The organism is Rossellomorea arthrocnemi (assembly GCF_904424705.1).
Lineage (GTDB): Bacteria > Bacillota > Bacilli > Bacillales > Bacillaceae_B > Rossellomorea > Rossellomorea arthrocnemi.
In genome coordinates this window covers 99,679-114,388 of the sequence record NZ_CAJGBF010000005.1, presented here as the reverse complement: position 1 = coordinate 114,388, position 14,710 = coordinate 99,679, and the positions used below count along the sequence as shown (strand labels likewise).

Annotated in this window: 8 protein-coding genes and 1 pseudogene; 2 read left to right on the top strand and 7 right to left on the bottom strand. The window is 39.1% G+C overall.

Features of this window, described 5'->3' with window-relative positions:
- Window positions 1–28: 28 nt before the first annotated feature.
- Together BAA9072_RS09340 and BAA9072_RS24480 are read right to left on the bottom strand one after the other, a co-directional pair.
- A complete protein-coding gene (locus BAA9072_RS09340; protein WP_201714420.1) occupies window positions 29–355 on the bottom strand; it encodes a hypothetical protein in 327 nt (108 codons plus the stop codon).
- A 209-nt stretch (window positions 356–564) separates the two neighbouring features.
- Window positions 565–696: a hypothetical protein gene (locus BAA9072_RS24480; RefSeq protein ID WP_269139935.1), complete on the bottom strand. Its 132-nt coding sequence runs from the start codon at window positions 694–696 to the stop codon at window positions 565–567.
- A 197-nt stretch (window positions 697–893) separates the two neighbouring features.
- On the opposite strand from BAA9072_RS24480, the gene BAA9072_RS09335 reads away from it, so the two are divergent.
- Window positions 894–1,775, top strand: coding sequence for a helix-turn-helix domain-containing protein (locus tag BAA9072_RS09335; RefSeq protein ID WP_201714419.1), 882 nt, complete (start codon window positions 894–896; stop codon window positions 1,773–1,775).
- Window positions 1,776–2,104: 329 nt separating this feature from the next.
- Here the strand turns inward: BAA9072_RS09335 and BAA9072_RS09330 are convergent, their stop codons facing one another.
- The 4 genes from BAA9072_RS09330 to BAA9072_RS09315 form a co-directional block, all read right to left on the bottom strand.
- The gene (locus tag BAA9072_RS09330; RefSeq protein ID WP_201714418.1) at window positions 2,105–5,470 is read right to left on the bottom strand and encodes a S8 family peptidase; all 3,366 of its coding nucleotides are present in this window, start codon (window positions 5,468–5,470) and stop codon (window positions 2,105–2,107) included.
- A 245-nt stretch (window positions 5,471–5,715) separates the two neighbouring features.
- On the bottom strand, window positions 5,716–6,768 hold the full coding sequence (locus BAA9072_RS09325) for a LysM peptidoglycan-binding domain-containing protein (RefSeq protein ID WP_201714417.1): 1,053 nt from the start codon (window positions 6,766–6,768) through the stop codon (window positions 5,716–5,718).
- Window positions 6,769–6,942: 174 nt separating this feature from the next.
- A complete protein-coding gene (gene tagH / locus BAA9072_RS09320; RefSeq protein ID WP_201714416.1) occupies window positions 6,943–7,752 on the bottom strand; it encodes a teichoic acids export ABC transporter ATP-binding subunit TagH in 810 nt (269 codons plus the stop codon).
- Between the two features lie 16 nt (window positions 7,753–7,768).
- Window positions 7,769–8,575 (bottom strand): ABC transporter permease, encoded by an 807-nt coding sequence (locus BAA9072_RS09315; protein WP_201714415.1) that lies wholly within the window; start codon window positions 8,573–8,575, stop codon window positions 7,769–7,771.
- 462 nt (window positions 8,576–9,037) lie between these two features.
- On the opposite strand from BAA9072_RS09315, the gene BAA9072_RS09310 reads away from it, so the two are divergent.
- Entirely contained in the window at window positions 9,038–13,531 is a 4,494-nt protein-coding gene (locus BAA9072_RS09310; protein WP_201714414.1) for a PA14 domain-containing protein, read from the top strand.
- Window positions 13,532–13,567: 36 nt separating this feature from the next.
- Here the strand turns inward: BAA9072_RS09310 and BAA9072_RS09305 are convergent.
- Window positions 13,568–14,707 (bottom strand): annotated as a pseudogene (locus tag BAA9072_RS09305) (CDP-glycerol glycerophosphotransferase family protein); the annotation flags it as partial.
- Between the last annotated feature and the right edge of the window lie 3 nt (window positions 14,708–14,710).

The window sequence follows — 14,710 nt, the reverse complement described above, 5'->3', positions numbered from 1 at the left end:
TCTATTTGGGAATGGTCTTGCTATAAAATTAATTGCTGACATTCTCTCTATTCATCTCATACCCACAATGAATTTCTTTCATCCCAATCACCTTCAGAAAGTGTCTCAGCTTATTCATGCTTACTTCACCAAGCTCACCCACCACATCAAACCGATCAATGACTGCACACTTTTCTATTAAGGTTGAAGTGCCACTGTGGGACTTACGATACGATACCTGGTTATTCAAGGCATACGTAGAAACCATGGCTTCCCCGAGCTTACAATCACCTTTGGAGAATTCGAAATGGAACTGGATCGACATATCCAAATCCGAGTATAGAGGATTTACTTTCATGCTTATGCTTTTCATCATGAAGCCCCCTTTCTTTTATTGTACTTTTATCCTAGCACGTTTTAAGATAGTGTGTATTTTGGCTCATGAATGTGTAGGAGCTAAAAAACCTTATTTTAATGGGTAAAACGTTTTCTTTTCTTTTCTTTCATAATTCTAAGCATATTCCTATAAGCATATTTTTCTGAAAGAAAAAAGCTTCCTGGTTGGAGGAAGCTTTAACATGTTGATTAATGTTGAGTTGTTGGAAGTTCAACTTGTTGAATTTGTGCATTTGCAGTTTCAGTATCGTTATTTGCAAGTCCTGCAATTCCAAAAAGAAGAACCGATGCTGTTAAAATTGTAAGAAAACGTCTCTTCATAGGACTTTCCTCCCTTTCTTGTTCGAATCAATGTTCGGTAAAATAAAAGAAATATTTGTTATAATAATTAAAACACATATTAACATTTTGTACATTCGGAATATGATGCCAAATTACCTAATTTAAAAGCCTATTATTAGGCTTTTCATTTGATTTCTTCAAAAATATAACTCTAGGCATATTTAGGGGTGGATTTTATGGATTTTAAAGCAGTGGGAAACAAAATAAAAGAGTTAAGAAAAACGAGTGGTCTTTCTCAAGAAGATCTTGCCGAGGGGATATGTACACAAGCGCAGATCAGTAAAATCGAAAAAGGGGATGTCTATCCTTATGCTTCTACATTGTATCAAATTTCTCAGAAGTTGGGAGTAGATGTGAACTATTTTTTTGATATCGGGACAACTCCACGGCTAGATTACTTTCAGGAAGTATTCCAACAGCTCCAGATACTCCGCAGAAGTGGGAGATATGAAGAAATGATGGATATTGTAAAAGCTGAATTAGATAATCCGTTATTTTCACAAAACAACAAAAACTTACAGTTGTTGCTATGGCATAAAGGAATCTATTTATATGAAGTAAAGAAAGATTTGAGTAAATCAGTTGATACTCTAAAAGAAGCCATCCATCTCACCCATAACAAGGGGAAGATTTTGCTTGAGCGAGAATTAGAAATCTTTGTGGCATTGGGGGCAATTTACTTTAAAGAAGACATTAATAAGGCGCTAGAGGTTTTTGAGGAGGTCAAGCATCATCTTCAGCTTCTTCCCCACTTGAATGATTATACAATAAAAACCCGACATTATTATCATATTACGAGGGTGTTAACTCGTCTTAATAGACTGGAAGAATCAAATAAATATTGTGAAGATGGGATAAAATGGTGCCTGCATAAAGATAGTGTATTCCTATTAGGTGAGTTACATTATCAAATAGGATATAACATGGAGCTAATGAATAAACCTGAGGAAGCCGTCAAGTTTATGAAAAAAGCAATCGTCGTTTTCGACCTTCAACAAGATACCAGACACATTCAATTTATTGAAAACAGAATAAAGGAATTAAGTGCATTGATTTAACAAGAGTAGGTCATGATTTTGGATGCTTTTTAGTTTTATTTAAAATGCAGTACTCTTTGCTTTGCCTGGTAATTGGTTATTGAAATCATATAGGGGACGTTTAACATTTTTATTATCGATTATGGATAACTATCTTAGTATGGAATATTATGATAGATGACATTGAGCTTACTTCCAATGAAGATTAAAGTTTACTTCTATTGGAAAATAGGTACATTGGATCCATGCGTCATTTATTATGAATTTCTAAGTTAGGACGAACTAAAAAGGCTCCCGAATTCTATCAAGAATCGGGAGCCTTTTATTATAACCACTAAAGAGGTTACTCACTATTTAACAATGACCTTCTTCACCTTACTCACATTCCCCGCCCTATCCTTAGCTGTCACAAACAAAACAGTCTTCACCTTCTGAGTATTGATTTTCACTGTAAAAGATCCTTTGCTGTTTGCTTTGACGGTACCAATCGTTTTGGATTCGGCTTTTACCGTAACGAAAGTATTAGGTTCTGTTTTTCCTGACACGGTTTTGCTCTTCGTTGTTACAGTATTCACTTTCGGCATCGCCGGGGCGGTCTTATCACTAACTTTCAAATTAGTCCACTTACTGAGATTACCAGCAGCATCCTTGGCTGTCACAATCACAGTGGACCCTGCTTTTTGTTTCTTGATCTTTAAGGTGAACAGACCTTTAGAGCTGGCCTTGGCTGTTGCGATTTGCTTTCCTTTAACTTTTGCCACCACATAAGCATTGGCTTCAGTCGTTCCCGAAATGGATGTACTTGCATCACTGACCGCCTTTACTTTAGGTGCTGCAGGAGGGGTCCTGTCAATGACTTTCAGGTTGGTTCCCTTACTGATATTACCGGCAGCATCATTCGCCGTGACAACCACTGTGGAGCCTGCTTTTTGCTTCTTGATCTTTAAGGTGAATTGACCTTTAGAGCTGGCCTTGACCGCTGCGATTTGCTTCCCATTCACTTTGGCTGTCACTGTAGATGATGCTTCGGCAGATCCAGTGATGCTGGTGCTTAGATCACTGATGGCATTCACCTTTGGAGTAGTAGGGGCTATGACATCGGCAACGACCACTTTTACCTCGGAGCTTTCTTTATAACCATCGAGAACCGTTACATATAACGTAGAATACTCTTTTTGTTTAGGAATCTTTATGCTGAAGTCACCTTCGTCATTTCCGATTCCTGAGGCAATGATTTTTCGTGATGAATCCTTGACCGTTACTTTCAAGTTTGGTTCTGTACTTCCCAAGACCGAAGTGGACAGGTTGGTCAGTTTGTTTACATAAGGTTTATTTGGTGCTTTTTCTACTATTTTTTTAATCGATGTGGAAGCGTCCTGATTCGAGATAATGACATCCAGGATTTGATCGGCTTTTTGAACAGGGATCGTAATGCTGAATGCACCTGATTTTGCTGAACCGCTACCTAATAGCTTCGTTCCATTCATAATTTTGATGGTTGACCCGGTTTTGGCTGAACCTGTCACTTTCGTTTGATTGTTTAAGATCGGGTTAACCTTTGCTGAGAGCTCTACTGCGCTGACGGCACTATAGGCGTTCATACGACCCCAGCCTGAAATGGCATCATAACCTGGTACAACCTCTTCCATCGGATATTCAGGATCTTCTTCATAATATTCTTCATCGACATATGGATTATCTTGTTCGTCAAATGAGACATCCTTGGCCGTTTCCGTTAATATCTTCTCTATGTCTGCAGGCTTTAGATTCGGGTTCTGTGACAACAGTAAGCCCGCCACAGCAGCCACATGAGGTGTTGCCATGGACGTACCGCTCATGTAAGTAACATTGCCATCCGGCATAAGGGCAGGAATGTCTGAACCTGGAGCGACCAGGTCAAGTCCCTTCCCATAATTGGAAAAGTCAGATACGATATCCAGACGATTCGTAGAACCGACGGCAATCGCATATTTGGAAGACGCAGGGTACGATAGTTCTTCCATTCCATCGTTTCCACTTGCAGCGACAATCGTCACGCCTTTCTTGCTGGCGTATTGCAGGGCATATTCGATTGTACGACTATACGGTCCGCCAAGGCTAAGGTTAAGGACCTTTGCACCTTGATCAGCTGCGTACATGATCCCATAGGCGATTTGTTCTGTATCTCCGCTGCCGCCGCCATCAAGGACTTTGATTGGGAGAATCTTAACAAATGGGTTGATCCCGGCTATGGAATAATGGTTATCTGTATTTGCCGTTATGATGGATGAAACATGGGTCCCGTGACCGTTGTCATCCATCGTGTCATCAGAGCGATCCACAAAGTTTTTCCCTTTTTCCACAAGTACTTTGTCTGAAAGGTCGGCTAACGTGTGGTCGACACCTGTATCAGCAACGGCAATCACCGTTGGTTCAAGATTCTTCCCATTCAATAGCGTATACAATGGTTCAAAACGTATGTCTCCAGACACCATATCATTGTTTTGCAACGACCATTGATAAGGATATTGACTATCGGCCGATAATGATTGATAGGATTGAACAGGCTCCACAAATTCCACCTCTGAAAGCTTGGCAATCTGTTGGGGCGTTGTCTGAGAGCTTGCGGCAAAGGGCTTGCCTTTATCATTGAGCTCCACTACAAAGAGGTTCTCAGATGATGCGCTTTCATCGTTAGCGATGGGATCGACGGATTTTACACCGTAAGATTTCATCTTCGACTCAAGGGAGCTTTGAGATTTTCCATCTTTCATTTTCACGATTAGCCGTGATGGATTTGCAGGTGTATGACTGGACAATCCTGCCTTTGAAATCACCTGTGAAACAGACGCGTTCGCCAAGGTAGAGATATCCACTTTCTTGGTTGCGTCCTCAATTTTTTCCTTAAGAGGAGAAGGGACTGAATTATAGGCAATGGTATACAGGCTGTTGATTGCTTCCTGTTCTTTAGAAGAAATGGTATAGGAGCTGGAATCTCCATTTTTTGCTGTATCCGCCAATAAACTCTTCAGGGTAACAAGGCCAGAGTAGACTTCTTCTCTAGTTTGTTTGCTGAATATCATCTTTGAACTGATAAAAGGAGCGGCTTTATAGTATAGAGAGGTCAACTTTTTCCCGTCTTCCGTGCCGGATAAAAGAGATTCCCTTATCGTGCGTAGATCGTGTAAAATGGCTTTCCCATTTTCTCGTTCTTTCGTGCTTAACTCAGCAGGACATTCCTCACCAATGACGCCATTGGATGGGGGAAGGGAAACACCATCATAGGTGATGGTATAGGGAATTTCATTTTCTTTATGTTCCTCTACAGCTTCTTCTTCCACATAAGATTCTACCTTGAGATAATAAGACCCCGTCCAGGATATAGGGAAGTCCACGGACGCTGTTTCATTTGAATAAGAATACGTTCTATATTGATCAAACGTTTGATCGTTTGTGGCATTTTCCAGACTGGAATAGACAGTTAAATTGACTTCTTCTTGAGCTTGCAGCTTAATCCGAAAGTGAGTGAAGTGTTCAATGCTTTCTTCGGAAGGGGTTATCGTATACCAATGAATATTTTCGTCAGGTTTAAAGCTTGTGTTCTTCTCTTCAGATAGCAGCAAAGGTTCTTCTTCGAGCACCTTTCCCTCTTCAGCATGTGTTCGAGGGACTTGTGAAAGGCACAGACTGTACATCATGATTATTACTAGTAAACTTTTAAACACCTTTTTCCCCATAATATCCTCCATCGTCTAATAGAATAGTAAAATCAATTAATTAAACCATAATCCATATCGGATTGGAATATATTTCATGTACGGTGAAAGTAAATATTATTCTACAAAATGTGACAATCAGAGGTATGGAAACAGAGATAAATAAAAAACCGGAGCGCAACACTGCGCTCCGGTTTACACTGCCAAGTAGTACATTTCCATTTTGGCTATTGGGAACATACTACCAGGTAGTGGTCTATCCAATTTTACAAATCATAAAAGCGTTTAAAGCCATCAAGTTTAGATTTCCAATACGAATTATTTAAACTGGTAATTTCCACTCCATTATCACCGGCATGAATAAACTTGTTGTCCCCTACGTAAATACCTAAGTGGGAAATCCCTTTTTTGTATGTATTTTCGAAAAAGACCAGGTCCCCTACTGCTGGTTTATGGACATAATAGGAACGGTTGTAATATCCCTCACTTGATGTGCGGGTTACTTTCACACCACTCTTATTGAAAGCATAGTAAATGAAACCGCTGCAGTCGAAGCCGGATGTTGTAGAACCCCCCCATACGTACGGGATGCCAAGCTGTGCTTTTGCATGGGAAATGAGTTTACTTGTGTTGAAAGACGTATTGCTGTCTTCGTTTGATGGCGTTTCAGTTGGTGGTGCGGGTTGTGATACTTGTGATTTTCCAACCTTCAATACCTGACCGACGTAGATTAAGTCATTGGAAAGGTTATTTAATCGTTTAATATCCTGAACAGAAACGTCGTATTTTACACTAATATGAGACAGGGTATCCCCGGATTTGACCGTGTATGTACTTGAGCTTTCCTGTCTCGGGGGTGTAGAAGGAGACGGTTTACTTGTATTGCTGCTCTCTTGGTCTCCGGCAGAACTTCCTTGACTAACAACAAGTGCCTGGCCTGGATAAATCAAATAACTATTAATGTTATTCCACTTTTGTAATTCTGCCAGAGTAATAGAATGCCTGTAAGCGATAGCGCTAAGTGTATCACCGGACTTAACTATGTATTTTTTTGCCGAAACAGGCTGCGCAGGTTTGGAGGCAGTAGTGTCAGGCGCGTCAACTTGATCAGTATCTACCTTGAGTAATTGATTTGGGAAGATCATGTCGGATTTCAATTTGTTTATATCTTTAAGGAGCGCAACGGATGTATCATATTTACGGGCAATGGACCAAAGAGAGTCACCGGACTCGACTTTATGGGAACTGGCAGCGGCAGATGCGACAAATGTTGTTGAGAGGACAGCTGTAGTAGCGACGGTAACTAGTGTTTTTTTCACTTGATTTTCTCCTTCTTTCTCAATTCTTGAGTCGATTGATATAATATAATGTCATTTTATCACATATCAAAGAAAAATAAGGATATAATTCAAAATAAAACCATAGTACTATGGACATATTTCCATTTGGGCATAAAAAAGCCTTAGTCTCAATTAAGACTAAGGCTTTTTGGCTTATGTGGTGGCAGGAACAGGTTTTTCACTGCGTTTTTTAATTGCTTCTTCTCTATATTTAACTTTTTCTTGCTTAGACATTGTTTTATACGTTTTTAAAAACTTTTCATATTGAGGAATCACTTCATTAATGGGTCCATAACTTTTTATTTCTCCGAATTCTAACCAAACAGCCTTTTCGCAGAATTGCTTCATTTGACCAATTGAGTGGCTGACAAAGAACATGGTCTTTCCCATTTTTTTGAATTCTTCCATTTTATCAAGACATTTTTCTGCGAAGGCTTTATCTCCTACGGACAACGCCTCATCAATGATGAGAATATCAGGATTGGTATGCACCGATATGGCAAACCCCAGTCTGGATTTCATTCCACTTGAATAGGACTTAACTGGTTGATCAATGAACTTTCCTATTTCCGCAAATTCGATAATATCTGGTTCTAATTCACGGATTTCTTTTTTGCTGAATCCTAACATTAAACATTTTAATTCAATATTTTCCCGGCCGGATAATTGATTATTTAGTCCGGAGGAAACAGCAATCAAGGATGCCTGACCTTTCACTTCGACACTTCCTGAGGTTTCCGGAACGACACCTGCAATAATGTTTGATAATGTTGATTTCCCTGAACCGTTGACTCCAACAAAGCCAATGATATCTCCTTCGTCAGCTTCGAAGCTGACGTTTTTCAGAGCATAGAAATCTTCACCAAAGCTCTTGGGCAAAAGGATGTCTAATAATTTCTCTGAAGTTTTGGTGTATAGTTTATATCGTTTTGTTATATTTTTGACGATAACGGATTTACCCAATTTTTTTCACTTCCATTTATATAAAATCAATAAAGTGTCTTCTGAATTTTATGTGAAGCATAGAACCTATTAACAGTATGATGATCACAATGGCCCAGAAATATAAGGTGTACTGTAAATTGTCAATTGCATACCAGCCTTTTCCCAGGAAAGCAGCGCGGTAACCTTCAATTAAATAATAGAGAGGATTTAATTTCATCAGGGATTGAACCCACTCAGGCAAGCTGAATGTTGCCCATAAGATCGGTGTTAAGTATAACATGATTCTCATGATGGACTGAACAATCATTTGGACATCCCGGACAATCGTCGATAAGGTAGACGTCACTAATGAAATGGCTACCAGCAGGATGACAGTTGAAACCAGGAAATATGGCAATTGTAAGAAATATATGCTAATTGGATAACCAGAAAATTGAAAGATGACAGTGCTGATCACAATTAATAACAAGTGTGGGTAGAGCTTAGAAAAAATAACGTATGTCGGAATGACACTCATCGGAAAGCTCATTTTCGAAATCATCTTTATTCGGGTATAGATTGATTTAGACCCCTGTGTAATGGAGGGTAAAATAAAGAACCAAAGGATTATTCCTGCAAGCATCCATTGAAAAAAAGGAACACCGTCTATTTTTTCACCAGCTCTGATACCATAACCAAAAACAAACCAATAGATCGCAATTTGAATACCTGGATTAAGTAGCTCCCACAGCATCCCCAGATAATTATTATTATTGGAACTTTTTAATTCATACAAAGACAATCTTCTTATTAAATAGAAACTCTTAATTTGTTCAGAAACGATGGTTGAAATAAAGCTCATGGTCTTTTCCTTCCTGTCATAAAAATTAATCCAACATTCATTATACGAAAATGAAGAATATAACACAACTTTACAAGTGAGTACCACAAAATGCCACTTAACATTATTACCCCTATATAACAATAATTACCCCTATATAACAATAACTACCCCTTAACCACATGGTAATTAAATCCAACATTTTAGTTTTATTATGTCACATTGATTCTATTGTAAAAATCAATACGTGAAAAAGGCTTTATATCAATGATAGAACAGATTTATAGATTGGAATTTAATATTCTAGAATAGTTTAAGGGAAAAGGGAAATATGGAGAATTTTGTTGAAATTAACTTCTATTAACTATTAGGATTATGGTACTATTATCAATGTAACTTTTAATTTACAAGTAATACAAAATTATTAAATTGGAAGGGGGAGCAACAACAATTAAAAGATTAATAGTATCAAGTTTATCATTGTTGTTATTCTTCAATTACGGACAAAGTATTGACGCTGCTGAGTCTGTCGATTATACCGAAAAAACCAATCAAGTGGAATATGATTGGGGATTAGGCGGTCCTAGCGGTTTAAAAGATGACTTTGTGGCCAAGTTTGATCAATCTCAACAGCTGGAAAAAGGTGATTATTTTATCCAAACGCTGGCCGATGACGGGGTAAAGGTGGATGTGAACGGAAAGACGGTCATTGAACGCATGTCTTACTCCTATACATCCTTGGTCGATAGAGCTGTTTTAACAAATACTGAAAAGGGTCCTTATGATATACAAACTACATATCGAGAAGGAATAAAGAGCTCAATTATCTTTTCCCATGTTGTTCCGTTTAATAATTGGTTGGCCTATTATTATCCGAATACTACAACAGCAGGGACACCTAAAGCGGCGGATATTATTTCAGGGAATTCAGATGGAACGCTGTCAGTGGATGGCGGGACATCCAGTCCAAAGCCAGGCAAAATACCTGCAGAAGGATACTCCGCTAAGTATGTAACGGCAAAGAAAGTCAAAGCTGGTGACTACATTCTGCGTGTCGGTTCCGACAGTGGGGTTCAGGTTTATCTTGATGGGAAATTAGTTGTGGACAGGTTTGAAAATGCCCGGATAAAAGAAGAAGCAGTGAAGGTGAAAGTGTCAGATACGTCAAAAGGTGATCAAACTCACTGGATTGAAGTACGGTATAAGCACTTGTCAGGGTCTTCTAAGTTAAACTTGAATCTGCAGCCTTATAAAGAAGCGTTGGATGTAAGCCCCTCCGATGGTTGGGTGGGAGAGGTTTTTTCCGGAAGTGATTTCAATGGTCAATCCATCATTCTTGGAGGAAATGAAGCCATTTCACCCTTGAAGACACTGGATTTAAATTGGGGCTCAGGATCACCTCATCCGAAGATCCCTAACGATCATTTTTCTGCTACATTCAATAAAAAATGGAACATAGATTCAACGGATTTATATTCTATCCAAGTCAGTGCAGATGATAATGTAAGAGTTTTCGTGGATGGTAAAGTGGTCATTGACTCATGGAAGTATGTACCCGGTGGTAATAGGGAAGCACATGTTCCATTAACCAAAGGTGTTCATGATATTAAAGTAGAGTACTATGAACATATACTTAACTCTAGAATCAAGGTGGATATTGTCAAAAAGTCGACTGATTTTAGTGAAAAAAAAGCAAGTGTAAAACATAATTGGGGCGCAAAAGGTCCAATAAGTGGTAAGTATGATCATTTCACTGCGAAATTTGATCAAAGTCAATACTTAAATAAAGGCGATTACTTTGTTCAGACTTATGCAGATGATGGATTGATAATGGATGTTGATGGGAAAACAGTCATCAATCGCTGGAAATACTCACCGAAATATATTGATCGTCAACTATTGACAAACATGTCAGCCGGCAATCATACCATTACGACCTTATATAATGAAGGACTAAAGGGTGCGGGAATCTTTTCCGACATTGTTCCGTTCGGTGATTGGTTAGCTTACTATTACGGCAATGAAGATTTCGAAGGTACTCCACTAACTTCGAAGGTCATTAAAGGAATCGGCTCTTCCAATAATTTAAAGGAAACGAATTGGCAGGAAAGTCCTGTACCTGGAGTTGTGCCAAAAGATCATTTCTCTGCAACATATTCTACTGCTATGAAGCTTCCTGCAGGTAATTATGTGTTAAGAACTGGAGCGGATGATGGTTTGCAAGTTTACATTGACGGTAAGCTTGTACTGGATCGTTTCTCACCAGTTGGATATAGGGAAGATGATATTAAAGTTCATATTGAAAATAACGACAATGCTTCCGACCAGGACGTCCATTGGATTGAAGTAAAGTATAAAGATGGAGTCTTGTCCAGTAGAGTGGACGTTGAGCTGCAGCCTTACACTGAGATTGAGGACCCTTCTGTATCAGATGGATGGGTGGGAGAGGTATTTCCAAGTATGGACTTTACCGGTACTCCTGTAGTATTAGGTGGGAAATCAGCCACCAATAAAATTGAAGAGTTGGACTTTGATTGGGGCCGCGGTTCTCCAAGCCCGTTAATTGAAGACGACTATTACTCTACCAGATTTAAAAAGAAAGTGAATATTACAGATCCAGGATATTATGTCCTTAACACTTGGGCAGATGATGGAGTGAAGGTTTATGTAGATGGACAACGACTGATTGATTCATGGGGTTACCAAAGTAATCATCTACGTCAAGCTGGAGTCAATTTATCAAGTGGTGAACATATCATCATAGTAGAGCATTTTGATAAAATTCTTGGTTCAGAGATAAAATTCAAGCTGGAAAAAGGGAAGGATCATTATACTGCTGCTGAAAAGTCCCTGAGCTATAACTGGGGAGATTTCGGTCCAACCGTAGAAGTGCAGCCTGATAACTTCACTGCTACCATTGATCAAAGCCAGTACCTTTCCGGTGGCGATTACTTTATTCAAACGATGGCAGATGATGGTGTAAGAGTTGATTTCAATAATAATCGAGTAATTGATCGGTGGAACTATTCCTCTGATTCAATCATCGACAGGGCTCTCATTACAGGAGTCACAAAAGGAAATCAAAAAATCATCACCAATTATAGAGACGGAATAAAGGAAGCACTGTTATACTCTCACATTGTTCCATTTGGAGATTGGATAGCTTATTACTACCCTAACCAGACACTTGCGGGATCACCCATTGGATCAAAGGTATTAGAAGGTAAAGGTGCATATGGGGCCCTTAGTGAAAACAATGGAAATGGCAGTCCACTTCCAAATAAAGTTCCTGAAGATGATTTTTCTGCAAGTTATGTATCAGCGAAGCGAATTGCGGCTGGTGAATATGTAGTAAGAGCTGGTGCAGACGATGGAATACAAGTTCTCATTGATGGAAAGATGGTTGTTGACCGTTTTACCAATGGCGGGTTTAGAGAGGATGCAGTGAAGATCAATATTTCAGATCGCAGTAACGCTGGAGCATCTGAAAAAGACGTTCACTGGATTGAAGTAAGATACAAAGAAGCGAACCAGGGAAGTCGGGTAGAGTTTCTCCTTCAGCCATACAATGATGCGAAAAACCTTTCGAAAAATGACGGCTGGTTTGCTGAATTTTTCCATAATGAAAACTTATCAGGACCGTCAGTTATAATGGGTGGTAAGGATGCACTGGATCCGTTAAACACGGTTGACTTTCAATGGGGACAAGCATCACCATCACCGCTTCTCCCTGCAGATCATTTCAGTGCCATCCTCAAGAAGAAGGTAGAGATTACAGAGCCTGGAGATTATGTATTCACTCTTCATGCTGATGATGGTGTAAGACTTTATGTAGATGGAAAGCTGAAAGTCGAGTCGTTAGACTATGTACCAGGTAACAAGCGCCAAGTCACTATGGAGCTTTCGGCTGGTGTACATGATATTGAGATTCAATACTTCGAAGGTGTTTTAGGTGCACAACTCAAATTTGAGCTGGATAAGATATCTGCAGCTTCATTTATCGAAGTGGATCTTAGAAAACCATCGGATATTACAGCACAGGACATTATTGATTTCTTTAACAGAAAGAGTCCTGATAACTTATTAAAGCAATATGCCCAAGACTTTATAAATGTTCAAAATAGAACCGGTGTCAATGCACAATACCTCGTGGCACATGCAATTTGGGAAACAGGCTGGGGAAAATCCACCCTGACTCAGTATAAGCGTAATTTCTTTGGATATGGAGCATATGATTCCTGTCCTGTAACATGTGCTTATTACTTCCCGACCGGTGACGATAGCATCGGCTATGTAGCTTATCAGGTAAAGACAGACTATTTAACTTCCGGGGGAAAATACTATAATGGTCCAAACTTGATTGGGATGAACGTAAGGTATGCGACGGATCAAAACTGGAAGAATGGAATTGCCAATCTTATGCAGCAGATCAAACCATTTGATGCCCAGTATTATGATCGAGTGGATGCTTCAACGTATAAGCCGCCTTCGCCACCGACATATAGTCGGGATATCCCGAGCGGTCAACCATATCCTTCTCATATCTTTATTGATTTTCCTGCTGGAGTAACAGCGGTTACAAATGATAATGTTAACTACAGAACACTTCCGTACACCGGGTCATCAACGCTTATAGGACAATTGAGCAAGGGTGCCAAGGTGGAAGTGGTAGGATTTAACACAGATGTCAGGGATGACTGGTATCGAGTAAAGGTAAATGGCCAGATTGTTTGGGTTCATGGAGATTATCTGGATATCCAAAACTTAATTGAGATTACAGATGATAATCTAAGAGTCCGAAAAGGACCATCAACCAATGATGATATCATTACAACTGTGAATAGTGGCACATATCTGAGGAGGGTCCTTGATAAAAATGGATCTCCAATAGAGAAAGATGGATGGTACCAAATTTATCTTCCAGGTTCTACAAGTACTGGATGGCTATCTAAGGATTATGCCCGAGTAGTAAAATAAAGAAAAAAGCTGTTGGGGGAACCCAACAGCTTTTTCTTATTTAAAGACAGTGTTCACGACTCTTTCACTTGATTTACCCTGCTCCAGATAACAAAATGTATTGAAAAAGTCCTCATACTGACCAGGTTGATCATTTAGTAATTTCACTTGTTCTATTACTTGATCAGTCGTTTTAACGATTGGGCCGGGCGCTTCTGTTTCAAAGTCAAAATAGAATCCTCTTAATTCGTCCCGGTAAGAAGCAATATCATATGCGAAGAAAATCATAGGGCGTTTCAGGTTTGCAAAATCGAAGAAAACAGATGAATAATCTGTTATCAATTGATCGCTTACTAAGTAAAGCTCCCTGATATCCTCGTGATGAGAAAAGTTAAAGGCGAACCCTTCAAAAGCACTTAAATCTAAATTCTCTGAGATTAAATAATGCATGCGCAGAATGATGATATATTCATCACCCAGCTCCTTTTGCATCTGCTTCAAGTCAAGTCTGATGTCAAATTTATATCTGCCTTTCCCGTAAAATTCATTATCCCGCCATGTCGGGGCATATAAAAGGACTTTTTTATCTAAAGGGAGATTGAGTCTTGTTTTGACCTCATTAATTGTTTTCTCATGATTAGCATAGATTAAATAATCGTTCCTCGGGTAACCTGATTCAATCATCGTTTTATCAAAATGGAATGCACGTTTGAAAATCTCCGTTGAGTATCCATTAGGTGAAATAAGATAATCCCAATTTCTCGATTCATTATAAAAATTCTCTTTATATTTTTGTGTATTGGTACCTGGCATATGCACTTCATCCATATCCATTGCCAGTTTTTTCAAAGGTGTACCATGCCATGTTTGTAAATAGATCGTGTGTGCAGGCTTAGGTATCCATATAGGCATACGACTGTTTGTAACCCAATATCGTGCCCTTGCCATACAGAACAACCACTTAATGGAGAACCTTTCAACGTGAGGGATTCCTTTAAGCTTAAAATCATCTGAATAACGCTTATCAACACTCCACAACAACGTATACTCAGGATGATTATGCTCTAAATATTCATATATGGCCCGTGGGTTACAGCTATATTGCTTTCCAAGGAAGCTTTCGAACATAACTAACTTCTTATTAGCTGGAAGCATACCCACAAAGGAAAAAGCTTTTTTATAAAGCTTTTGAAATAAGCC